The organism is Haliea sp. E17 (genome assembly GCF_048323675.1).
Classification (GTDB): Bacteria; Pseudomonadota; Gammaproteobacteria; order Pseudomonadales; family Halieaceae; genus Mangrovimicrobium.
Genome location: NZ_JBLWFK010000005.1, coordinates 318857 through 341642 on the forward strand (window position 1 = coordinate 318857; position 22786 = coordinate 341642).

The following is a 22786-nucleotide window of genomic DNA, read 5'->3' on the forward strand; positions in this document are numbered from 1 at the left end:
TCGCCGGCGGGTTTTTGGCCCGCCGGCGTTTCAGGGTCCAGGATCAGATCTTGAATTGTACCGTCATCCACGCCTTGTCGACATCCACGTAGCTGTCGCTATCGGATGAAAAGCCGGCGTACTTGAGTTGCAGGCTGAGTTGCTTGGTGACCGGCCAGGTGGCGACAAGGTCCAGTTCCGTGCCGTAATCGGCGCCGGAATCCTCGGCCTGGAAGTCATGGTAATAGCCCGCGAGCTTGACCGGGCCCACCGCGCCGGCGATGCCGACGTACAGGTCCTCGATACCGTCGCCGGGGGTGACCAGGAACTGGTCCGCCCAGCCCTGGAACATGTGCAGGGTGGCGTAGGGGGTCTTGAAGCCAACACCATCGCCGGCACCGAGGACTTCATAGCCGAGGGTGGCAGTAAGGCCGACGACAGTGAAGGCACCTTCGAGCATGTAGTAGTCGGCGTCGTAGTCGACCGGGGCGTCATCGCCTTCGCTCTGGGTGGCGTAGGCCGCTTTCAGGCCGAGGGGGCCGAACTTGCCGGCGTATTCCACGCCGTAGGTGTCGGAGGAATTACCCGAGCTGCGGCCAGCGGGATAGGCTGGGTCGTAGTCGACGTCCAGCAGGTAGGCATAGGCGGCGACGCCGTGGTTCTCGGAGAATTTCCAGTCGCCGCGCAGCAGGTAGTTATCGCCGTGCAGGTCGGCGGGCTGTACCGGGCCGTCATCCGGGCCGAAGATGCGGTTGACGTTGTACACGTAGCTGGCGTCGAGGCTCAGGCCGCCGGTACTGTAGAGTGCGCGGAAGCCGTCGTAGGTCTGCTCGTTCTGGCGCCAGCCCACGCCGCCGACGAAACGCTGGTTGCCGTGCAGGATGCGCTGGCGGCCATAGGTGCCGCTGGCGCCGCCCGAGGCGTACTTGGCCCAGACCTGGTTGACGTCGGTACCTTCGGGGTCGGCGACCACGGGGTACTGGGTCTTGCCATTGGCGGTGGAGTTGTAGTCGTCGTCGCCGACGGTGGAGACATCGTCGACCTCCATCAGGAAAGAGAAACCCTTGTATGCCGCGGACCCGAAGGTCAGGCGGCTGCGCAGGGTCGAGGCCTCTGCGTCCTTGTCAAAACCATCCTGGTCCACAAATTCAAAGCGGTAGCGAAAATCCACTGAGGCCTTGCCCATGGTGAACATGTCGGTGAAGGACTCCGGTGCCGGGGCTGCTTCCTCGGCGGTGACCGGAACGGCGCAGGCGGCGATAACCGCTCCGGCCAACAGTGTGCGTGCCTGATTTGATACTGCCATCTGTGTGCTCCTTAAAAATAAAAAAAGCCCGCTCGACACATCCCTTGCGAGATGGTCGAGCAGGCTACGTTGCCGATGTTCGTGTGTGTGGTAGGTGTTCTCGGTCAACCAAAGCAATTACCGGGCCACCTGTTTCAAGTGCCTGTTATTTTGCGGATTTTGTCGGTTTTTCCGGAGTTTTCTGCACGCCTGTACTGCGCTGGAAATGGTGCGGCGCACGTTTTTGGACAGAAAATTGCACTGCAATCGTTCAGTGGAGCAGGAAAAACAGGGTGGCGAGCTGGGTCAGCGCGAGGATAGCGCAGAGAGTTTTCCAGACCAGCAGGGGGTCGCGCTCCAGCAGCGGGCGCTGGTCGTATTGCAGGTAGCGCGGGTTGGGGTGGCGGAGTTCGTGGGCGAATTCCATCACGTCACCGTGGCGGCGCTCGGGCTGGAAACGCAGGCCCTTGCGCAGTGCGCCATCCAGCCAGTGGGGGATGTGCGGATTGTAGCGATAGCTTTCGGTGTAGTGGGTGGCGAGGTAGTCGCGCCGGGTTTTGCAGTTTTCCAGTTTGCCGCCGAAGGGCAGCTTGCCGGTCAGCATTTCATAGCTGATAACGGCCAGCGCGAACTGGTCGGACTGGTAGCCGGGACGCGTTCCCAGGGTATATTCCGGCGCCGAGTAGGTGGCGGTGCCGAGGGCGATGTCCCGTTCCAGCGGTGAGCTGATCTCGCTGATGCCGCCGACCCGGCAGGCGCCGAAGTCCACCAGTTTTACCTGCCCGTTGCGGTCGATGAGGATATTGTCGGGCTTGAGGTCCTGGTGCAGCGTTTCCCGGCGGTGAAAGGCGCGCACGCCCTTGGCGATCTGCTCGATCAGGTAAACCGCTTCCTCTACCTGCGGGCGCGGGTTTTCCAGCATCCAGCGCGAGAGTGTGATCCCGGAAACATATTCGGTCAGGTAGTAGAGGCAGCTCTTCTTGCGCGGCGGCTCGACCACCCGCACTACGTAGGGGCTGTGGATGCGGGAGCCGATCCAGCTTTCCATGACAAAGCGCTCGATGTAGGCCGGGTCGTCCTCGAAATTCACCGAGGGCGTTTTCATGCAGAAGTTTTCGCCGCTTTCCACATCCACCACCTGGTAGACCTGGCTGCGGGAACTCGCGTGCAGTTCGCGGATTACCCGATACCCGTCCAGCACCATGTCCTGGTCCAGTAGCGGTGGGAAGCGCAACTCGGTGAGCTGGCCGACGACATCGTCGATGGCTGCCTCGGGCAGGCCGTCGATGCGCAGCAACTGGCAGCTGAGGTTGTCGGCGCTACCCGCGGCAAGCGCGGCTTCCGCGATGCGTTGGCAAAGTGCGGACAAGTCGCTGCCGGAGGATGCGCCCAGCAGCTTGCGCAACTGGGCCGAGGAAAGACTGTCGTGGATTCCGTCCGTGGTCAGCAGGAACAGGTCGCCCTCCTCCATCGCGATACAGCGGTAGTCGACGTCAAGGTGGACATCCATGCCCAGCGCCCGGGTCAGGTAGGCGTGATTCTCCGACACCGGCACGCTGTGGTCCGTGGAAAGTTGCAGCAGGTCGCCGTTGCGGTAGTGATAGATACGGCTGTCACCCGCGTGGAATACGTGGGCCTGGCGCGATTTCAGGATCAGCGCACTGAAGGTCGTGAGGTAACCGCGGGTGTTGTCGGCGTAACTGCGGCCGCGGTTGTACAGCCAGCGGTTGAGCGAAGTGAGTACCTGGCCCGCGGACTTTTTGGTGGTCCAGGTTTCCGGGGTGGAAAAATAGTCGTTGAGAAAACCGGTAACCGAGGCCTGGCTGGCCTCCTTGCCCGCCTCTGCCGCACTGATGCCATCGGCGATCACTGCCGCTGCACCCTTGGTGGCCAGCAGGACGCCCTCGGGAATGCGGATGCCGATGGCGTCCTCGTTGTCGGGCTTGCGGCCCGCGCTGCTGTACTGCCCCACTGTCAGCGCCAGTGCAGCGCAGGCCAGGTGGGGCGCCGGGGGCGGTACCGTTCCGTCCATAAGCTTACTCAAGCAACGTCGATCAGTTGTACCGTGCCGTCGGGAAGGACTTCGCGCATCTGCCCCGAGGGCTCTTCCAGCAGGAATTGTACGATAACGAGGCAGACGGCGGCGCTGCCGGCGATCACCAGGAAGAAGGTCGAGTTGTCTACGAATGAGAGCACGGTGAGGTAGGTGACGCCCCCGACATTGCCGTAGGCGCCGGCCATGCCGGCGATCTGCCCGGTCATGCGGCGCTTGATCAGCGGCACCATGGCGAAAACGGCACCTTCGCCGGCCTGGACGAAGAAAGAACAGGCCATGGTGGCGATGACCGCCGCCGGAATCCACCAGCCGGAATTCACCTGGGACATCACCAGGTAGCCCACGGTCAGCCCGGCGATCAGTATCGACAGCGAACGCTTGCGGCCGAAGGTGTCGGACAGGTAGCCGCCGCCAGGTCGCGCGACCAGGTTCATGAAAGCAAAACCCGACGCGAGGAAGCCGGCTTCCACTGCACCGAGATTGAAGGTGTCCATGAAGAACAGCGGCAGCATCGACACGACGGCCAGTTCAGAGCCGAAGGTGACAAAGTAGGCCCAGTCCAGCGCGGCGACCTGGCGGAATTTGTAGCGCTCGTATTCCGGCACGCCCTCGCGCAGGTGTTCCTTGTTGACCCGCCAGATCTGGCTGGTCTGGAACAGGAACAGCACGCTGAACAGCGCGTAGAGGCTGTACGTGGCGGTTGCGGAAAGCAGGCCGAGGTTGGAGGGGGACAATTTCCAGGCCAGCACCGCCAGTGCGATATACAGGGGCAGGGTCATGGCGATGTAGAAATACAGGTCGCGCCAGCTGCTCACCTCAAGCCCGCCGTTGCGCTTCGGCTTGAAGTAGGTGGACCCCCTGGGGGTGTTGCGGGCGCGCAGGTAGAAGAACATGCCATAGAAGAAGGCGATCAGGCCTGCGCTGGCGATGGCGTACCGCCAGCCGTCGTCGCCGCCATAAGCCAGCGCCAGGGTGGGCAGGGTCATGGCCGCAGCGGCGGAACCGAAGTTACCCCAGCCGCCGTAGATGCCCTGGGCCATGCCCACCTGGCGGGCGGGGAACCATTCACCCACCAGGCGAATGCCGATGACGAAGCCGGCGCCGACAAAACCGCCGAGAAAACGGAACAGCGCGAGCATTTCATAGGAAGTGGCAAAGGCGAAGCCCCAGCAGAAGAACGCAGAGATCATCAGTAACGCGCTGAACACCACGCGCGGGCCGAAGCGGTCCACCAGCATGCCAATGATGATTCGCGCGGGAATGGTCAGGGCGACGTTGAGTATCAGCAGCGCCTTGACCTGCTGGTCGCTGAGGCTGAAGGCCTCGCGGATGTGCGCCATCAGCGGGGCGTGGCTGAACCAGACGACAAAGGTGAGGAAAAAGGCGAACCATGCCAGGTGCAGGGTGCGGATGGCGGGGTCAGACAGATTCAATATCTTAACGGGGCTGCTCATGTCAGGAGCCTCCTTCAGCTGGGGATACAGGGTAACAGGATGAGGGTGGAAACAGTCTGTGATTGACCCGCCGTTGGGTCGGACTCGCAGAGGTCGCCGCCGGAGGCCGGGTGATTGGCATGGCGACATAGTAGGCACGGGTTTTGCAACGTTTATGCCAACGACATAGCTGAGGCGCTGAATTGCCCGGGAAACGCACGTTTTCAGGGCCTTAAGGCCGCCAATACGCACTAATTTCAGGATTCAACTCCAACGGTGGATGCGCAGATTTGGTGCGTATGCTCCGTCTTGCGCACCATTTGGGCACAACGATGTGCCTCTTCCACCCTTGAAGTACCGCCCCAGGCAAGCCTGACTTTTTGTACTTTCAGGAGAAGTTATATGAGCAAGCGCGAGATAGTTGTTGTCGGCAACGGCATGGTCGGCCATCACTTCGTGGAAACGCTGGTCAAGGCCGGAACCGGCGATCGGATAACCGTGATTGGCGGTGAACCCCGCCCCGCCTACGACCGGGTTCACCTGTCGGATGTCTTCGCCGGCCGCTCGCCGGAAGACCTGGCCATGACTACCCGCGAGACCTACAAGTCCTGGGATGTCAGTGCGCACTTCGGCGACCCGGTGGCGATTATCGACCGGGACAAGAAAGTGGTGATCACCGAGGGCGGCCAGCGCTTCGCCTACGACAAGCTGGTGATGGCAACCGGCTCCTATCCTTTCGTTCCGCCGGTGCCCGGCCACGAGCACAAGCGCTGCCTGACCTACCGCACCATCGACGACCTCGGCGACATCCGCTCCAAGGCGAAGGACAGCAAGATCGGCGTGGTGGTCGGCGGCGGCCTGCTCGGCCTGGAGTGCGCCAACGCGCTGAAAAATCTCGGCCTGGAAACCCACGTAGTGGAATTCGCCCCCGGCCTGATGGGCGTACAGCTCGACGACGGCGGCTCCGCCATGCTGCGCCGCAAGATCGAGGAGCTGGGGGTGACCGTGCACACCAGCAAGAACACCAAACAGATCGTCGCAGGCGAAGCCTGCGCCCTGCGCATGGAATTCGCCGACGACTCTGCGCTGGAAACCGACATGATCGTGTTCTCCGCGGGCATCCGCCCCTGGGACCAGCTCGGTCGCGACTGCGGCCTGGAAGTCGGCGAGCGCGGCGGCATCGTCATCGACCAGAAGTGCCGCACCTCCGACAGCGACATCTACGCCATCGGCGAGTGCGCCCTCTGGGGCGGCCGCATCTTCGGCCTGGTGGCCCCCGGCTACCGCATGGCGGAAACCGCCGCCGGCGCCATCACCAGCACCGAGGGCGCCCTGTTCCAGGGTGCCGATATGAGCACCAAGCTGAAGCTGCTGGGCGTAGACGTGGGTTCCATCGGCGACGCCCACGGCCGCACTGAAGGCGCGATGTCCTTCGTCTTCAGCGACCAGCGCGAGAATGTCTACAAGCGCCTGGTCACCAGCGCCGACGGCAAGCTGCTGCTGGGCGCGGTACTGGTCGGCGACTGCGATGACTACGACACCCTGCTGCAGTACTACCTCAACGGGATCGAGCTGCCCGGCGATCCGCAGGCCCTGATCCTGCCCAGCGTCGGCGGTGGCCCGATCGCGCTGGGCGTCGCCGCCCTGCCGATGACCGCCAGCATCTGCTCCTGCCACAACGTCACCAAGGGCGACATCGTCGCCGCCATCGACGGTGGCTGCTGCACCCTCGGCGACGTGAAGTCCTCGACCAAGGCCAGCACCGGCTGCGGCGGCTGCGCGGCGATGCTGAAAAACCTTGTCGACGACGAACTGACCTCTCGCGGCGTGGAAGTGGATACCAGCATCTGCGAGCACTTCCCCTACACCCGCCAGGACATCTACGGCATCGTCCGGGTGGAAAACATCCGTTCTTTCGACGAACTGCTGGACAAGCACGGCAGGGGTCACGGCTGCGATATCTGCAAGCCCGCGGTGGCTTCCATCCTCGCCTCCTGCTGGAACGACTATGTGCTGGAGGAGCAGCACTCCAGCCTGCAGGACACCAACGACCGCTTCCTTGCCAACCTGCAGAAAGACGGCACCTACTCGGTAGTGCCGCGGGTCGCCGGTGGCGAGATCACCGCCGAGAAACTCATCGTGCTCGGCGCGGTGGCGAAGAAATACGACCTTTACACCAAGATCACCGGCGGCCAGCGCATCGACCTGTTCGGCGCGCGGATGGAGCAGCTGCCGGCGATCTGGCGCGAGTTGGTGGACGCCGGCTTCGAAACCGGCCACGCCTACGGCAAGGCCCTGCGCACGGTTAAATCCTGCGTCGGTTCCACCTGGTGCCGCTACGGGGTACAGGATTCCGTGGGCATGGCCATCGTGGTGGAGAACCGCTACAAGGGCCTGCGCTCGCCGCACAAGCTGAAGAGTGCGGTGTCCGGCTGTACCCGCGAGTGTGCCGAGGCCCAGTCCAAGGACTTCGGCGTGATCGCCACCGAGAACGGCTGGAACCTCTACGTCTGTGGCAATGGCGGTATGAAGCCGCGCCACGCGGATCTCTTCGCCACCGACCTCGACGACGAGACCCTGATCAAATATATCGACCGCTTCCTGATGTTCTACGTCAAGACCGCCGACCGCCTGCAGCGCACCTCGGTCTGGATGGACAACCTCGAGGGCGGCCTCGACTACCTGAAGGAAGTCATTATCGAGGACAAGCTGGGCATCTGCGCGGAACTCGAGGCGCAGATGCAGCTGGTGGTCGACGCCTACCAGTGCGAGTGGACCACCACCATCAACGACCCGGTGAAAGTCGCCCAGTTCAACCACTTCGTCAACGCCGACGCGCCGGACAGCAACGTGGTCTTCGTGCGCGAGCGCGAGCAGATCCGTCCGGCGCGCCCCGATGAGCGCGAGGACCTGGCGCAGGACGTGCTGGCTACGGCCTCCTGATCGACGACTAACGACAAGAATTGAGGTTAATGAAAATGAGCAACTGGACAGACATTTGCAGCGTCACCGACTTCCTGCCCAACGCGGGCCGCTGCGCCCTGTTCGAGGGCGAGCAGGTGGCGATCTTCCGCATCAGCAGCAAGGGCAGCGACGCCTGGTTCGCGCTCTCCAACTACGACCCCTGCAGCGGCGCCAATGTGATCAGCCGCGGCATCGTCGGCAGCCAGGGCGAGCACCTGGTGGTCGCCTCCCCGGTCTACAAGCAGCACTTCCGCCTGGATACCGGCGAGTGCCTGGAGGAAGCGGGCGTGAGCCTGAAGACCTGGCCGGTCCGGGTCGAGGGCGAACGGGTACAACTGGCCAGCTGAGGCTTTCACCATGCTGTTTGGCAGAAAAAAGAAGAACCCCATTATCCTGCGCGACAAGGGCGTGGTGGAGTGGAAGTACGCCACCTGCGGCTACTGCTCCACCGGCTGTTCCATCGAGGTCGGCATCGACGCCCGGGGTGAGGCGGTGACTACCCGCGGCGTCGCCGATGCGCCGGTCAACCGCGGCAAGCTGTGTATCAAGGGAATCACCGAGGCGGAGATTTTCAAGGCCCAGGGCCGCGGCGTCGAACCGCTGCTGCGCGCATCCCGCCACGACGAGTGGCAAACCCCGGGCTGGGACGCGGTACTCGACAAGACCGCCGCCGAGTTCAAGCGCATCCAGGAAAAGTACGGCCGCGACAGCGTGGCGGTGGTGTCTACCGGTCAGATCCTCACCGAGGAGTTCTATACCCTCGGCAAGCTGACCCGCGGCCTGATCGGCACCAACAACTACGATGGCAACACCACCCTGTGCATGGCCTCGGCGGTGTCCGGTTACAAACGCTCCTTCGGTTCCGACGGCCCGCCTGGCTGTTACGACGACTTTTCCCACACCGACTGCCTGCTGGCCTTCGGCTCCAACCTGCCGGAGCAGCACCCGGTCATTTACTGGCGCCTGAAGGAGGCGCTGGAGGCGCGCAAGTTCCCGATCATCGTCGTGGACCCGCGGGTAACCATGTTCGCCCAGTTCGCGGACATTCACCTGCCGATCACCCCAGGCACCGACCTGGTGCTGCTCAACAGCCTCGCCCACGTGATTTTCGACGAGGGGCTGGCGGACCTGGATTACATCCATGCCCACACCAACGGCATCGAGGATTTCCAGGCGCTGGTGCAGCGCTACGACCCGGTCAGCGCGTCGCGCCTGTGCGGCATCGATGCCGACACCATCCGCAACGTCGCCCGGCTGTACGCCAGTGCCGGCGCCGCCATGTCGATCTGGACCATGGGCATCAACCAGAGCACCCACGGCTCCGACGGCGTCTGCGGCATCAACAACCTGAACCTGATCACCGGTAACATCGGCAAGCCCGGCGGCACCTCGTTGTCGATCACCGGGCAGTGCAACGCCATGGGTACCCGCGAGTGGTCCTCCTGCTCCGGCCTGCCCGGTTACCGGGCGCTGGAGAATCCCGCGCACCGCGAGGAAGTGGGCAGGTTCTGGAACGTGGACCCGGCATTTTTCCCGCAAAAGCGCGGCATGTGCATGACCGACATCTTCCCCGCCATCGAGTCGGGGCAGATCAAGGCTCTGTGGTTGGTGGCCACCAACCCGATGACCTCCATGCCCAACACCCAGCGCATGCGCAAGACCCTGGAAAAACTGGAGTTCTGCGTGGTGCAGGACGCCTACCAGGACGTCGAGGCGACCCAGTACGCCCACGCCTTCCTGCCGGCCTCGTTGTGGGCGGAGAAGGAGGGCTGCTTCACCAATACCGAGCGCCGGGTCAACCTGGTGACCCAGGTCAAGCCGCCGCTGGGTAATTCGAAGCCGGACCTGTGGATCTTCAACGAACTGGCAAAACGCTGGGATGTCAGCGCGCAGATGAAGTTTCCGGAAAGTGCCTCGGAGGTTTTCGACGAGATGCGCGCGCTGTCCGTCGGCACCGGCGCCAACGGCCACCAGCGCATGCTGGATATCTCCGGCATGAGCCACGCGAAAATCCTCGCGCAGCGCGGCATCCAGTGGCCGATGCGCGAGGGCGACGACACCGGCAACCAACGCCTCTACACCGACGGCGTGTTCCAGTTCCCCGATGGCAGGGCCAAACTGCTGGCGCTGGACTGGGTGGACAACAACGAGAAGCCCGACGCGGACTTCCCGTTCTGGCTCAACAGCGGCCGGGTGGTGGAGCACTTCCACACCCGTACGCGCACCGGCAAGGTCGGCAACTGCAACAAGTTCAGCCCGACGCCCTATATGGAAATGAACCCTGACGCGGCGGCGGAACTGGGGCTGAAAAACATGGAGTACGTCCGCTTGGTATCGCGCCGCGGTGACGCGGTGGTGATGGTCCAGTTGACCCAGCGGGTGCCCTTCAACATGGTGTTCATCCCCTTCCACTTCCACGACTGTGTCAATCGCCTGAGTCTCGGCCTGCTCGATCCCCACTCCCGCCAGCCCGCCTTCAAGCAGTGCTCGGTGCGGGTGGAGAAAACCGATCAGGTGGAAGCGGCGAAAATGAATGTCCAGATGCGGGCTTTCTGAGGCACATCGAAAACAAGAAATATACGCTATGACTGTCGAACTGTTTGAACCAATTGCCCGCTCGCGGAAGTCCGAATCGATTTTTCCGCTGCGGGATAACGAGCCGGAATACGCCCGGCTCAACGATCCGCAAACCGCGGAGCGCAACCGCTACGGCGACCTGATCGAGTTGAAGACCCTGGTCGATGAAGCGGTATCGCTGAATATCAACGGGGTCAGCGAAGTGGGTTTCAATCCCAATCGCCACAAGCAGCACGCGTTTCACTTCACCGCGGACAACTGCATCGGCTGTCACGCCTGTGAATCGGCCTGCTCGGAGAAAAACGACCTGCCGCCGCACCTGAGTTTCCGCTCGGTGGGCTACGTGGAAGGGGGTACTTACCCCAACTACACGCGCATGAATATCTCCATGGCCTGCAACCATTGCGACGACCCGGTGTGCCTGAAGGGCTGCCCGACCCGGGCCTACACCAAACACCCGGAATACGGCGCGGTGATCCAGGACCCGAACATCTGCTTCGGCTGCGGCTACTGCACCTGGGTCTGCCCCTACAACGCCCCGCAGCTGGACCCGGTGGCGGGCCAGGTGGAGAAGTGCAACATGTGCGTGGACCGGCTGGAAGTGGGCCTCAAGCCCGCCTGCGTCTCCGCCTGCCTCGGCAACGCGCTGAACTTCGGCGTGGTGGAAAACACCCCGGAGAACCGCCAGCAGATCGAGACCAGTATCCCCGGCTTCCCCGACCCGGAAATTACCCACCCCAACATCCGCTTCCAGCAGACCCGCAGCATGCCGCGGGAGGTGACCCGCACCGATTCCATGCCGGTGAAGTACCGCCGCGACGACAAGTCCGGCCGCTACCGCCCGGTGGTCGACCAGAAAGCCGGCAAGCAGCGCTCCTGGAACCTGGGCCGCCTGTCCAGCCGTGAAAACCCGTTGGTGGTATTTACCCTGGCGACTCAGGCGGCGGTTGGCCTGATGGCGATCCTCTTCCTCGGCAATCAGGCGGGAGTCCCGTCCCTGGTGGCCCTCGCCAACTCCCCGGCATACCCCGCAGCCTTGCTCTGCAGCCTTGGGCTGGTCGGCCTTGGCCTGCTGATGTCCGCCATGCACCTGGGTAAACCCCTGCGCTTCTACCGCGGTTTCAACAACTACCGGCATTCGCCAGTGGCGCGTGAAGGTCTTGGCGCCATGTTCTTCATGATCTTCACCGGCCTGCATTTCCTTTGCGTTCTGCCCGCGCAGGACTGGCTGCAGGCACTGTTCCCGCAGCTCGAGTCACTTGGCGGCCCGCTTGGCGCGCTGGCGCGGGTCTTTGGGCTGCTGGCCCTGGTTGCAGGTGCGACGTGTATCTACTACATGTACCGCTGTTACCGGATCAAGGCGCGACCTTTCTGGAACCACTGGCAGACGGCTACCGCCTTCATCGGTACCGCACTTTCGCTCGGTGGTATTGCCACTGCCGCGTTGGGTCTGCCGACGCTGCTTCTCCTGGGCGAGCCGGTGGGACCGCTGGCGCAGTGCAGCGCAGTTCTGATGCTGGCGGGACTGGTAGTAGAGGGCTTTGGCCTGTGGCGCCATGCCAACGATATGAATATCGCCGAGAGCGAAGGCGCGGTCTCACACTATGTGCAATGCACTACCTTCGGCAAAACCTACCTGTTGCGCAATGCCCTGCTCGGCATGGCGGCACTGGCTCTCGTGGGTTTCCTGGCGGCGGCGCCGACCGGAGCGGGCGCTATCGTCGCCCTGATGGTTATCGGCTCGGCTGTTGCGATCATGGCCCTGCTGGGTCGTGCCCTCTTCTACGTGCTGGTGATCCCCACCACCATGCCCGGTGCTTTTTTCTGGAAAAACAAGGGGTTCGAGGAGCACGCCCGGGAAATCGGGCTCGCCGATATGCCCCAGGTGGGGGTCGTTCCCCACCTGCATTGAGGCCCGGGTCAGCTGCCGCAGCGCAAAACAGGGGTTGCCGTACTGGCGATTTTCCAGGGCGTGGTGGCTCGCTTTCAATTGTCGCGGAGACGTGGTGACTGGCGTCGTTAACCAAGTATTCTATGTGCTGGTTCAATCACAGGAGAATAACAAGTGCGCGACGCCGAACTGACCCCCGAACTGCTGGCCTTCATTCGCGAACAGAAGGACCGCCAGGAAATACACGACTGCCTGATGCGCTACGCCCGCGGCGTGGATCGCCACGACAGGGAACTGATGGCCTCCGCCTATCACCCGGACGCCTATGACAAGCACGGCATTGCCGAGGGTGGTGTCGGCGAGTTCTGCGACTGGGCCATCGGCATGCACGGTGCTACCCAGACCGGTCACCAGCACATCATCAACAACCACAGCGTGGAAATTGACGGTGACGTTGCCCATGCGGAAACCTATTTCAGCTTCTGGGGCGAGAATCGCGAGGGTCCGCCGCTGATGGCTTTCGGCCGCTACATCGACCGCTTTGAAAAGCGCGACGGGCGCTGGGCGATTGCCTACCGGGTGTGCATGACGGAACAGACCGGGCACTTTATCCCCACCAACTACCCGGAGGAAGTGCGCAGGAAATCCGCATCGACGGGCCCCTGCACACGGGACAAGGGAGATTTGTCCTACGTCAGGCCACTGGGACCGGAGGCGGTGGTGCCCCGCGCCGGGTAAGCGCGGTACTCAATACTGGCGGTAGGGGTCTGTTGCCGCGTACTGCGGCTGGCACTCTCCCTGCATTTCCTGCCGGGAGGGGGTTTGCGGATCGAGCAGCATGGCGCTGAGGCTGGTGGCCGCCGCACGCCAGGCCGCAGTTGTCTGGCTATCGGCCCGATTGCCGAGCGCCTGCGATATCGTCCACAGCAGGGCTTCCTGGGCCTGTTGCAGTTCCGCGGCGCTGACGCCCTCGGCGCGCATGCGCTGCCCCAGGGCTCGCAGGGCGGGAGCCAGGTTTTCCACCAGGTCAAGGGTGGCGACGGCGGTATTCAGGAGCGCCATCAACTGGGATGCCTGGGCGGGGTCGCTGGCTTCCAGTCGTCGGCTCAGTGTGGGAGTGGTCTTTGCCAGTCGCTGGTAAAACAGAAGCGAAAATTGGTCTGCCATCGGAACGATTCTGGCCCAGGAGTCCTGTACCAGGGCGATCTGTATGGGTGTCATCCGTTGTTTCCTTTATTCCCCGGGTAAAAATACGCCCCACACCAACCGCTGCGTAAACAGATGCTGGGCGGGGCGCCATTGCCCTGGATGTTGCTTTCCGGACGCAACACATCGGTCCGGAATCGCTTGCGCGATAGCACGGTTTATACAGCAGGAACTGTGCCATTCTTTTAGTCTGTTGATTTATATAGATATATCTACGATTCAACGCCAGGCGGCAGGGGCTCTCCGGCCTTTCCAGGGGCGCCTGCACCATATTGGCGCCGGGTGTCACGCTCGCTTCCCGGCGCTAGCTTGCGGGTGGTTATCGCAATTAAATAAATCACTTGATTTAAAAAAATATGATGGCGTAGTATTCGCCGAGTGATTGCAGGAAGACGCCGGATGCAGGGTTCCGGGGTGTCCCGACAGGAGGAGGAATTGGAGCTGGCGAAACCCCGGCAGGTGAAGCCGCGCAAGCGCATGGACCCACGCCGGGAAACAACCCGGCAGGCCATACTGGAGGCCGCGGAAACCCTGTTTGCTGAACAGGGTATCGACGCTGTCTCCCTGCGGCAGATCGGAGCTGCGATCGGTGCGGGCAACACGGCGGTGGTGGCTTACCACTTCGGTGACAAGGAAGCCCTGATCGAGGCCATCCTGCGGTTTCGCCTGCCGGACTTCGAACGGCGCCGCGCCGAGTTGGCCGGGGCCTGGCGGGATGGAGAGGCGGGTATCCGGGAGATTCTCGAAGCGCTCTGGCTACCCCTGTTCGAGCAACGCAACGCTCAGGGCAGACGCAGTTACGCCGCGTTCCTGGCCAGCTTTGGACGTTCCGGCTGGGGCTGGGTGTGGACGGAGTCGGAGGCCCTGGTCCCGGTGACCGTGAGCCTTGCCACCCGCCTGCAGGCGGCGATGCCCCCGGCAGCCCGTCCCTGTTTCATGCCCCGGGTGCGGGCGGTATCGGCGCTGATTACCGCGGGAATCCAGGCGCTCGATCTGCAGGAGGATTTGCCCGGGGAACAGGAAAGGGTCCTGTTCGACGATCTCATTCGCATGGCCGCGGCGGCGCTGGGCGCGCCGGGGCCTGCCAACCAACAATAAAACGGGAAGCACAACAATGACTGAAGCAACGTTACACGCACAAATGGATACCGGTGCAGCGAGCGGGATCGAGGTGATCCCGGTGGCTGGAAGTATTGGAGCGGAACTGCAAGGCGTCCGCGTAGGCGGCGACCTCACACCCGACCAGGTAGCGCAGATTCGCGCAGCCCTGCTGCAATACAAGGTGGTCTTTTTCCGCGGGCAACACGACCTGGATGACGCCGGCCAGGAGGATTTCGCCGCGCTGTTCGGTCCGCTGCAAAAGCACCCGATGGTCGCCGCCTCCGGTGGCTCTGCCGCGCTCCTGGAATTGACCGAGGGCTACTCCGCGTCGGTCTGGCACACCGACCTCACGTTTGTCACCGAACCCTCGGCCTTCTCGGTCCTGCGCCCGATAAAGCTGCCCCCCTGCGGTGGCGACACCCTGTGGGCCAATGCCGCCATGGCCTACCAGCGGCTGCCGCAGCCGCTGCGGGTGCTGGCGGACAACCTCTGGGCGATCCATTCATCGGCCTTCGATTTCGACGCTGCATTCAATGCAGACTACCTTGCGCGGATGAAGGACTATGGCAGCAATCCCGCCCGGCACATCAGCGAAGTGGAGCACCCGGTGGTACACGTACACCCGGAGACCGGCGAGCGCTCGCTGATTCTCGGTTCCTGGGTGAAGCGTTTTGTCGGCCTCAACGGCCCGGACTCGGCCAAGATTTTCGAAATACTGCAGTCCTACGTTGCGATGCCGGAAAACACGGTGCGCTGGCATTGGCAGGCCGGGGATGTCGCCATGTGGGACAACCGCGCCACCCAGCATCGCGCGGTGCCCGACTACGGTGACGGCGAGCGCATCCTGCGCAGGGCAACGGTGCTGGGCTCCGTGCCGACCGCCATCGACGGCAGTCACAGCCGACAGCGCAAGACGCAGGCTTGACTGCCGGTTGTAGCGGCGCTCGGCCATGAGTGTCTCAACAGCTTTTTCTGCCCAGTTTGCCGACCTGCGCGCCGGGTGGCGCGCGCTGCTGGCAACGTCGCTGGGGCTTTCCTCGGGGATGGCGATCCACCCCTTCGTGATGAATGTGCTCGCCCCGCATGTGGTCAGCGGCATGGGTTGGTCGAAGGCCGACTTTGCGCTGGCGGCAATGGTCTCTGGCCTGGCGATCTTTTCCTACCCGGTGGTCGGCCGACTGGCCGACCGTTTTGGTGTGCGCCGGACGGGAGCGGTCGGTATTGCGGCGACGGTGCTGAGTTACCTCGCTATTGCTGCGCTGGACGGCCCCGTCGGCTACTACGTTGCGATCCTGATCCTGCAACTCACCCTCGGTGCGATGACTACCGGGCCGGTGTTCCTGCGCATGGTAATTGCCGCCTTTGATCGCAGTCGGGGCCTGGCCCTGGCCATCGCCGTTTCCGCCCCGGCGCTGGTCGCAGCACTGGCCAGCCCCCTGTTGGCGGCACTGATCGAGGTCGCCGGCTGGCGAACCGGGAGCCTGGCTGTCGCCGCCTATTCGCTGCTAGTGGGTGCCCTGGCCCTCGCGCTGGTGCCTGGCGCCGCGGGCAAAACCTCCGCAGGCGGGCCAACTGAAACCGCAGGTGAAAGCCCGGCCGGGGTTGGCTTTCGCGCGCTGTTTGCGAGCAGGGCATACCGCATCCTGATCGCTACCACGATACTGGTGAGCCTGCCCCTGGTGCTGACCCAGTCCCAGTTGTCGCTGGTACTGATCGACAACGGTATGAGCATGAGCGCTGCCGGCAGCATTGTGGGCCTGTTTGCCGTGGGTACGATCATTGGCCGCCTGCTGGCGGGACTGGCGCTCGACCGGTTTCCGGCTGAGTACGTCGGGGCTATAGCCTTTTGCCTGCCCGCTGTCGGAATGCTGTTGCTCGCTGCGCCCTGGGATACGACACCGGTGCTGGCCGCCGCGATCATCCTGATGGGGCTGGCTTTCGGTGCCGAGGGCGATGTCCTCGCCTACATGGTGTCGCGCTATTTTGACCTGGCGAGTTACGGCACCGCACTTGGTACGCTGTTCGCGGCCGTGGGCATTTCCGCGATGCTGGGCGCCCTGCTGTTGAGCCAGAGCCTGCGCCTGTGGCAGGGCTATACGCTGTTCCTGCTGGTTGCCTCGGTCAGCGTGCTGGCGGGTTGCCTCCTGCTGCTCGGCCTGCGGCGCGCTCATCCGGTCGGCAGCAGCAACCCGGCGGAGGACTCAATCGCCGCAATCGGTGAACACCAGGGTGGGGTTGCGGACCTGTAAGGTGCCGTTGGCCTGGTGCAGGATTCCGGCCTGGACATAATTGACACCCGGCGGCAGTTGCATCGCCACGCTGACCGGTACCCAGTCGCTCTTGCCCATGTGTGGTTCGTGGTCCAGTGTGGAGGTGCCGACGACCCTGCCGTTGGCTCGCGCCTGCAAGGTCAGGCCGCCGCCCTGTTTGAAGCCGTGCGCTGGCACCGGGGCTTGCATGTCGAGGCGTATTTCCGCGCGGTACGCTATGCCGCGGCCGCCCAGCTCGGGGTTGCGGATGCCCTGGCTGACAATGCCCCAGGGTTCGGTGCCGGTCTTGGTGATGGTCAGCACGCCGTCCTCCAGGGCATAACTGAAAGAGCGCCCCGCGGCGTGTTCGGAAACCGACCACAGTCTCTCCCTGCGCCCCCGGGTGAGGCTTTCGAACTCCGGATCCTGTAGCTGGTTGGTGACGGTGGATTCGCAGCGCCCGGGCTTATCCTCCGAGCTGCAGGCTGTCAGCAAGGTACAGGCGGCCAATCCCCAGAACCACTGTGCTACGCTCAATTGCATGTATATTCCCCGAGTGACGACAGGTCGATTGCGCGGGCCACTTTACCACAGCGGGGGAAAATAACCGGGGTGCGGAGATTGCGCGCGGCCCTGGCGTAGGCGACCATGCGCGCGACAGGGCCAGGTTGTGGGAGGTGCAGGGGCGGATGCAAAGTTACGGCAATGACTGGCACAGCCGGGAAGCGGTGTGCGAAGGCCTGCGCAGCCTCAGCGTGCGGGGCCTGAACCGGGGAACCTCCGGCAACGTATCAGTGCGAACCGCGGAAGGTATGCTGGTGACGCCCACCGGACTGGACCCGGAGTCGCTGGCAGCGGACCACATTGTGTCGATGGGCCTCGACGGCCGGGTCGATGCAGACCAACTGGTACCGTCCAGCGAGTGGCGTATCCACGCGGACATCTACAGCGCACGCCCGGAGGCGCAGGCGGTGGTGCACTGCCACTCGCCCTACGCCACGATTCTGGCGTGCGCCCGCCGGCCGATTCCCCCCATGCATTACATGGTCGCCGCTGCCGGTGGTGACGGAATTCCGTTGGCTGGCTACGCGACCTTCGGTAGCGGCGAATTGTCCAGCGCCGTACTCGCGGCACTGCGCGGTGTAAGCGCCTGCCTGCTGGCCAACCACGGCCAGGTGGCGGTGGCAGCGAGCCTGCCCGCTGCACTGAAACTGGCGTCTCTGGTGGAAGAAATGGCCCAGTGCTACTGGGGCACGCTCGCTATCGGCGGGCCAGTGCTGCTGGGGGAGACGGCGATGGACGAAGTGCTGGAGGCCTTTGCCAGTTATGGTCAACAGCGCCCGCACACTCCTCGGGAATAGGTACGGGCCGCCTGTGTCGATGCACGCGGGGCCGGGTCTGGCTGTTCCGGCAGGGTTCCCGATACCGCGCCGCGGGTGGGGACCGTGAACTGGCAGGATGGTGAAACCGCCGATGCCGTCCTGCGGCGGGCCTTTACCTGCCAGCTGTGGGCGCTGTCGCTAACCAAGCTGGGGGATGCGCTGGTCAGCAGCAGGCTGGTACTGGCCTGGATGCTTACGGCGATCGGCTCACCCCCGGTGCTGGTTGCGTTGCTGGTACCCCTGCGGGAATCCCTGGCGCTCCTGCCCCAGTTGTTCGTAGCGGCCTGGTTGCGCGCCCGCCCGGTGCGCAAGTGGTTCTGGGTTGCCGGCAGCGTAGGGCAGGCGCTGGCGCTGGCCGCCATGGCGCTCGCCCTGCTGGTGCTGCCCGGCGTCCAGGCGGGCGTGCTGGTGGTCGCGCTGCTGGCCGTGTTCAGCCTGTCACGGGGAGTCTGTTCGGTAGTTGCCAAGGACGTGCTGGGGAAAACGGTACCCCGCCGGCAGCGCGGCCGCCTGACCGGTTATGCGGCCTCCTTCGCTGGGCTTGCCACGCTGGCGGCCGCGGCCCTGCTCTGGTGGCTGCCGCAGGCGCAGGCGGATGCCCGGGTATTCGCAGCGTTAATCGCCTTCGCCGCGCTCTTGTGGGTAGCAGCGGCGTCGATTTATGCCGCTGTTCCGGAAGCCGCGAGCGTTACAGGTGACGGTGGCCGCCGTATCGGGGATGCATTGCGGGCGCTGTCGCTTGTTTACACTGATCGTCCCTTCAGGCATTTCCTGGTCGCGCGCATGTTGCTGGTGGCGACGGCGTTCTCGATTCCCTACCTGGTGGTGCTGATCCAGCGGTCGGGTGCCGGGGGCATGGGAGCGCTGGCTGCCCTGATGCTGGCAGAGGGAGCAGCAGGGCTGGTGTCCGGCGCATTCTGGGGAAGGTGGTCAGACCGTGCAGCCCACCTGGTGATGGCGGCTGCGGCGGCGCTGGGAGCGTTGGTGATAGCCATATGCCTGTGGCTGGGCGGGGAACAGGGGGCCCCCCTCGGTATGCCGCCGGTTGCCGCCTGCATGCTGTTCAGCGCCGCGATTGCGCACCACGGCGCCAGGATCGGCCGCACCACCTACCTGGTCGATATGGCCAGCGACAGTACTCGTCTCGACTACACCGCGGTGAGCAACACGGTAATGGGCGTGTTCCTGCTGGCAGGGGCGGGGCTGGGCCTGCTGGATGCACTGTGGGGTACCGCGGCGGTGCTCTGGTTCCTGCTCATGGTGGCGCTGTTGGCGGCGCTGTACTGCGCCCGCCTGCCGGCCGTGGAGTGAGCAGGGCCAGTCAGCTGCCGATGGCAGCGGGTGGCGGCAGGCCGAGATCCGCCAGTTCCTGCCAGAGGCTCTCCGGAATCTCCGCGGACAATCCCGCGATGTTTCGCGTCAGGGAGTGCAGGGTGCCGACACCGAGCAGTACCGAGGCCACCGCAGGGTGCGAAAACGGGAATTGCAGTGCCGCGGCGGCCAGTTCGACGCCGTGCGCGCCGCAGGCGCTGGCCAATTTTTCCACAGTTGCCATTACGTCCGGTAAGGCCGGGCCGTAGTTGTAGCGCGCCCCCGGCTGCGCTCCGGTGGCGAGAATGCCGGAGTTGAACACACTGCCCGCGACGATCGAGACATTGTGCTGCACACAGAGGTCGAGCAGGCTGCGCGCCGCGTCCTGCTCCAGCAGGGTGAAACGGCCCGCCAGCAGGAAGGCGTCCGGGTCCGCGTAGTTGAGGCAGTCCAGGCAGGTCTGGATTTCGTTGACGCCCAGGCCGTAGGCGCGGATGGCACCGGAGCGGCGCAATTCCTCCAGCGCCCTGATGCCGCCTCCCCTGAGGTCGGCAAGCCGGTCATCGGCATCCGCGCCATGGATCATCCGGTCGATATCGTGCACGTAGAGGATGTCCACCCGGTCCAGCCCCAGTCGCTGCAGGCTGTGCTCGTGGGAGCGCAGGATGCCCTCGTAGCTGTAGTCGTAATGCACGTTGAAGGGGGCCGGGTCGAAAAAGATGCCGTCCTCCTCCACGCCATCGATGGCCGGCTCGAGCAGTCGTCCGACCTTGGTGGAAATAACGAATTCGTCCCGCGGCTGGTCGCCGAGGAAGGCGCCGATACGCCGTTCGCTGCGGCCGCGGCCGTAGAATGGCGCCGTGTCGAAGTAGCGAATACCGGCGTCCCACACCGCGTGCAGCAGTGTCTCCGCCTCACTGTTGGTAATACGCCGATAGAAATTGCCGAGGCTGCCGCCGCCATAACTGGCGGCGGTCACCTCGAGACCACTGCCGCCCAGTGGGCGGCGCTGGGTAATATCCATGCGGTGTCCTAGAAGTTGAACTGCACGGTGGCGCCGTAGGTGCGCGGTGGCGCCGGCGTCATGTAGACCCCGGTGTTGCCGGTGGAGATCAACTGGATGTACTCCTCGTCGAGGGTGTTGTCCACGAACAGCCCGACCTCGTAGCGCCCGGAGGGCGAGACGAAATTGGCGGTCAGGTTGACCAGGGTGAGGTCGTCCTGGGCGCTCGCGCGCAGTTCACCGCCGGCGCCGGAGGTGAAGTCGTAGCTCGAGGAATAGCGCGCCGCGACGGTCGCGTTGCCGCTCCAGCCGACCGCGTCAAACAGGTAGGTGATGCTGCCGGTGGCGGTGTCGTCCGGTGCGAAGGGCACCTGGCGGTCCTCGAGGTCCTCGGCGGTGGCGGCGAGGGTGCCGCCCGGGCCGACGAGGTCATACACGGCGGCCCCGGGGAACTCGGTGAAGCGGGCGTGGGAGTAGGCGTAACCGGCCCGCAGCAGCCAGTGCTCGCCCGGTGCCCAGTCGATATTGATCTCGGCGCCATAGTTTTCCGCGCCGGCGGCGTTCTGCTGCATGATGCCGGAGCCGCCGCCGGTGATGAAGGCCACCTGCATGTCGGTCCAGTCGTAGAAGTAGGCGGCACCGGAGAGACTCAGGCGGCCGTCCTCGGAGCGGTACTTGGCGCCGACCTCCCACGCGTCGATTTCCTCCGGGTCGAGCACCGGGTCGAGGGTGAAGGAGGGGCTGTTGAAGCCGCCTGATTTGAAGCCCTGGGCGTAACTGGCGTAGTAGTGGGTATTGCCCGGGGTCCAGGAGAGCACCACCCGCGGGGAGACATTGTCGAAATCGGCGCTGCCGCTGTTCTTGCGCGGAATAGTGCCGCCGAACAGGGCCAGGGCGTCGTCGTCGTTGACCACCGAGTGGTCCTTGTCCTCATAGGTGTAGCGCAGGCCGCCGGAGAGCTTGAGGGTTTCGGTGATGTCCCAGGAGGCGTCGAAGTAGGCGGAGTAGGCGCTCAGGTCGTCGCGGTTGTCGAAGGTCGGCAACAGGTCGCCGAAGAACGCGCCACCGATACGGCCGGAGAAGCGCGCCTCGTTGTCCTCGTAGAACAGGCCCGCGACCAGGTTCAGCGGGCCGTCGTAATTGGAGGTCAGGCGCAGCTCATTGGTCAGGGTGTTGTCTTCCTTGCCATCGGCGCCGCCATTGTTAGGGCTGCGTCCGGACACCGTGCAGAAATACAGCAGTTCATCGACCACGCCGTCGTTGTCGGTACAGCCGTAGGCGCGGGTCTCGCGGTAGGCGAGGGTGTTGGTCAGGGTCCAGTCGCCGAGGGTCCAGTCGACCCGCAGGGATGCTTCGCTGGCCTCGGTGTCATCGCCGCCACCGCCCTCGCGGTTGGGGGACTGGGCGGTCTTGTAGAAATCCAGCCCGGTCTTGCTGCCATCGGGGTTGTAGCGCAGGCTGTGAATTGCCCCGTTGCCGTTGCGCCGGTCGTGGGAGAGCTTGGCGACCAGTCGCAGGTCGTCGCTGGGTTGCCACAGGGCCTTGACCCGGGCGGCATAGGTGTCGCCGGCGCCGACGCCGCTGGCATCGGCATTGGCTACCGCGACGTTATTGGCGTAGCCGTGGCGCTGTTCGTAGAAACCGGCGAAGCGCAGGCCGAAGGTGCTGGAGACGGGCAGGTTGAGTACGCCCTCCCCGCGCATCCATTCCAGGTTGCCGTAACCGCCTTTCACATAGCCGCTGACTTCATCCAGTTCCGGATCATTGGTCTGGATCACGATGGCGCCGCCGGTGGCGTTGCGGCCGTAGAGGGTGCCCTGGGGACCCTTCAGGACCTGCACCTGGGCGACGTCGACGGTGGCCTGGTAGGAGGAGGTCTGGGTCTGCAGGTAGGCATCGTCGAGGTAGACCGCGACACTGCCCTCGAGACCCGGCCCGGAGTAGCCGGTACCCACGCCGCGGATATAAATCGCGGAGATGCCGTCACCCGCGGTGGAGGTGTTGACGATGCCGGGGGTGCCCATCTGCAACTGGTCGGTGCTCAGGATTCGCAGGTTGTCCAGCGAGGACTGGTCAAAGGCGGTGAGCGAGATAGGCACATCCTCGATGCGTTCCGAGCGCCGCTGGGCGGTTACCAATACTTCTTCCAGCGCGGGTCCGGAGCCGCCGGATTGCGCGAAACCGGGCGCCGCAGCGGCGATGGCCGCGGCCAGCAGGGTCATGCGTGCCAGTGGACGGTGCAGTCCTGGTTTTTGGGTACGTATAGATAGCGGTGCAGGACAGGCCTGCGGTTCGGCAGTGTGGAGCATTGGGCAGCCCTCATTATTGGTTGTTATTTTACGGCCCGGG

Annotated in this window: 17 protein-coding genes; 10 read left to right on the forward strand and 7 right to left on the reverse strand. The window is 64.2% G+C overall.

What is annotated here, in order from left to right; genetic code table 11:
* Positions 1–43 precede the first annotated feature (43 nt).
* The 3 genes from ACNKU3_RS14885 to ACNKU3_RS14895 all read right to left on the reverse strand — a co-directional run bounded on the left by ACNKU3_RS14885 (position 44) and on the right by ACNKU3_RS14895 (position 4774).
* A complete protein-coding gene (locus ACNKU3_RS14885) occupies positions 44–1285 on the reverse strand; it encodes an alginate export family protein (protein WP_418260296.1) in 1242 nt (413 codons plus the stop codon).
* 250 nt (positions 1286–1535) lie between these two features.
* Positions 1536–3296, reverse strand: a complete 1761-nt coding sequence (locus ACNKU3_RS14890) for a protein kinase domain-containing protein (RefSeq protein WP_418260297.1) — start codon at positions 3294–3296, stop codon at positions 1536–1538.
* 8 nt (positions 3297–3304) lie between these two features.
* Entirely contained in the window at positions 3305–4774 is a 1470-nt protein-coding gene (locus ACNKU3_RS14895) for a NarK family nitrate/nitrite MFS transporter (protein ID WP_418260298.1), read from the reverse strand.
* Positions 4775–5155: 381 nt separating this feature from the next.
* On the opposite strand from ACNKU3_RS14895, the gene nirB reads away from it, so the two are divergent.
* The 5 genes from nirB to ACNKU3_RS14920 all read left to right on the forward strand — a co-directional run bounded on the left by nirB (position 5156) and on the right by ACNKU3_RS14920 (position 12923).
* The gene (gene nirB, locus ACNKU3_RS14900; protein WP_418260299.1) at positions 5156–7696 is read left to right on the forward strand and encodes a nitrite reductase large subunit NirB; all 2541 of its coding nucleotides are present in this window, start codon (positions 5156–5158) and stop codon (positions 7694–7696) included.
* Between the two features lie 35 nt (positions 7697–7731).
* On the forward strand, positions 7732–8064 hold the full coding sequence (gene nirD / locus ACNKU3_RS14905; protein WP_418260301.1) for a nitrite reductase small subunit NirD: 333 nt from the start codon (positions 7732–7734) through the stop codon (positions 8062–8064).
* Between the two features lie 10 nt (positions 8065–8074).
* Positions 8075–10273 (forward strand): molybdopterin oxidoreductase family protein, encoded by a 2199-nt coding sequence (locus tag ACNKU3_RS14910; protein ID WP_418260302.1) that lies wholly within the window; start codon positions 8075–8077, stop codon positions 10271–10273.
* A 28-nt stretch (positions 10274–10301) separates the two neighbouring features.
* Positions 10302–12206 (forward strand): DmsC/YnfH family molybdoenzyme membrane anchor subunit, encoded by a 1905-nt coding sequence (locus ACNKU3_RS14915; RefSeq protein ID WP_418260303.1) that lies wholly within the window; start codon positions 10302–10304, stop codon positions 12204–12206.
* A 153-nt stretch (positions 12207–12359) separates the two neighbouring features.
* Positions 12360–12923: a nuclear transport factor 2 family protein gene (locus ACNKU3_RS14920; RefSeq protein WP_418260304.1), complete on the forward strand. Its 564-nt coding sequence runs from the start codon at positions 12360–12362 to the stop codon at positions 12921–12923.
* 9 nt (positions 12924–12932) lie between these two features.
* On the opposite strand, the gene ACNKU3_RS14925 is transcribed toward ACNKU3_RS14920, so the two are convergent.
* Complete coding sequence (locus ACNKU3_RS14925; RefSeq protein WP_418260305.1) at positions 12933–13406, reverse strand: globin domain-containing protein; 474 nt, start codon at positions 13404–13406, stop codon at positions 12933–12935.
* 399 nt (positions 13407–13805) lie between these two features.
* Between ACNKU3_RS14925 and ACNKU3_RS14930 the strand changes: the two genes are divergently transcribed.
* Genes ACNKU3_RS14930 through ACNKU3_RS14940 form a run of 3 tightly spaced genes read left to right on the forward strand, consistent with a single transcriptional unit; the run spans position 13806 to position 16741 of the window.
* The gene (locus ACNKU3_RS14930) at positions 13806–14489 is read left to right on the forward strand and encodes a TetR/AcrR family transcriptional regulator (protein WP_418260306.1); all 684 of its coding nucleotides are present in this window, start codon (positions 13806–13808) and stop codon (positions 14487–14489) included.
* Positions 14490–14505: 16 nt separating this feature from the next.
* Positions 14506–15417 (forward strand): TauD/TfdA dioxygenase family protein, encoded by a 912-nt coding sequence (locus ACNKU3_RS14935; RefSeq protein WP_418260307.1) that lies wholly within the window; start codon positions 14506–14508, stop codon positions 15415–15417.
* A gap of 25 nt (positions 15418–15442) precedes the next feature.
* Positions 15443–16741 (forward strand): MFS transporter, encoded by a 1299-nt coding sequence (locus ACNKU3_RS14940; RefSeq protein WP_418260308.1) that lies wholly within the window; start codon positions 15443–15445, stop codon positions 16739–16741.
* Here the strand turns inward: ACNKU3_RS14940 and ACNKU3_RS14945 are convergent.
* Positions 16694–17284, reverse strand: coding sequence for a hypothetical protein (locus ACNKU3_RS14945; protein WP_418260309.1), 591 nt, complete (start codon positions 17282–17284; stop codon positions 16694–16696). The genes ACNKU3_RS14940 and ACNKU3_RS14945 overlap by 48 nt on opposite strands.
* Before the next feature lie 146 nt (positions 17285–17430).
* Here ACNKU3_RS14945 and ACNKU3_RS14950 point away from each other — a divergent pair, with 146 nt between their 5' ends.
* Positions 17431–18102, forward strand: coding sequence for a class II aldolase/adducin family protein (locus tag ACNKU3_RS14950; RefSeq protein ID WP_418260310.1), 672 nt, complete (start codon positions 17431–17433; stop codon positions 18100–18102).
* Positions 18103–18186: 84 nt separating this feature from the next.
* Positions 18187–19434, forward strand: a complete 1248-nt coding sequence (locus ACNKU3_RS14955) for an MFS transporter (protein WP_418260311.1) — start codon at positions 18187–18189, stop codon at positions 19432–19434.
* A 10-nt stretch (positions 19435–19444) separates the two neighbouring features.
* Here the strand turns inward: ACNKU3_RS14955 and ACNKU3_RS14960 are convergent, their stop codons facing one another.
* Both ACNKU3_RS14960 and ACNKU3_RS14965 read right to left on the reverse strand, forming a co-directional pair.
* Positions 19445–20458, reverse strand: a complete 1014-nt coding sequence (locus ACNKU3_RS14960) for an aldo/keto reductase (RefSeq protein ID WP_418260312.1) — start codon at positions 20456–20458, stop codon at positions 19445–19447.
* Positions 20459–20466: 8 nt separating this feature from the next.
* On the reverse strand, positions 20467–22659 hold the full coding sequence (locus tag ACNKU3_RS14965; RefSeq protein ID WP_418260313.1) for a TonB-dependent receptor: 2193 nt from the start codon (positions 22657–22659) through the stop codon (positions 20467–20469).
* Between the last annotated feature and the right edge of the window lie 127 nt (positions 22660–22786).

What these genes read in the sequence shown, in the direction of transcription:
- ACNKU3_RS14910 (WP_418260302.1), top strand. Translation starts at nt 8,075, where the DNA reads ATGCTGTTTGGCAGAAAAAAGAAGAACCCCATTATCCTGCGCGACAAG.
- ACNKU3_RS14895 (WP_418260298.1), bottom strand. Translation starts at nt 4,774, where the DNA reads ATGAGCAGCCCCGTTAAGATATTGAATCTGTCTGACCCCGCCATCCGC.
- ACNKU3_RS14950 (WP_418260310.1), top strand. Translation starts at nt 17,431, where the DNA reads ATGCAAAGTTACGGCAATGACTGGCACAGCCGGGAAGCGGTGTGCGAA.
- nirD (WP_418260301.1), top strand. Translation starts at nt 7,732, where the DNA reads ATGAGCAACTGGACAGACATTTGCAGCGTCACCGACTTCCTGCCCAAC.
- ACNKU3_RS14935 (WP_418260307.1), top strand. Translation starts at nt 14,506, where the DNA reads ATGACTGAAGCAACGTTACACGCACAAATGGATACCGGTGCAGCGAGC.
- ACNKU3_RS14945 (WP_418260309.1), bottom strand. Translation starts at nt 17,284, where the DNA reads ATGCAATTGAGCGTAGCACAGTGGTTCTGGGGATTGGCCGCCTGTACC.
- nirB (WP_418260299.1), top strand. Translation starts at nt 5,156, where the DNA reads ATGAGCAAGCGCGAGATAGTTGTTGTCGGCAACGGCATGGTCGGCCAT.
- ACNKU3_RS14925 (WP_418260305.1), bottom strand. Translation starts at nt 13,406, where the DNA reads ATGACACCCATACAGATCGCCCTGGTACAGGACTCCTGGGCCAGAATC.
- ACNKU3_RS14890 (WP_418260297.1), bottom strand. Translation starts at nt 3,296, where the DNA reads ATGGACGGAACGGTACCGCCCCCGGCGCCCCACCTGGCCTGCGCTGCA.
- ACNKU3_RS14960 (WP_418260312.1), bottom strand. Translation starts at nt 20,458, where the DNA reads ATGGATATTACCCAGCGCCGCCCACTGGGCGGCAGTGGTCTCGAGGTG.
- ACNKU3_RS14965 (WP_418260313.1), bottom strand. Translation starts at nt 22,659, where the DNA reads ATGACCCTGCTGGCCGCGGCCATCGCCGCTGCGGCGCCCGGTTTCGCG.
- ACNKU3_RS14915 (WP_418260303.1), top strand. Translation starts at nt 10,302, where the DNA reads ATGACTGTCGAACTGTTTGAACCAATTGCCCGCTCGCGGAAGTCCGAA.
- ACNKU3_RS14885 (WP_418260296.1), bottom strand. Translation starts at nt 1,285, where the DNA reads ATGGCAGTATCAAATCAGGCACGCACACTGTTGGCCGGAGCGGTTATC.
- ACNKU3_RS14940 (WP_418260308.1), top strand. Translation starts at nt 15,443, where the DNA reads ATGAGTGTCTCAACAGCTTTTTCTGCCCAGTTTGCCGACCTGCGCGCC.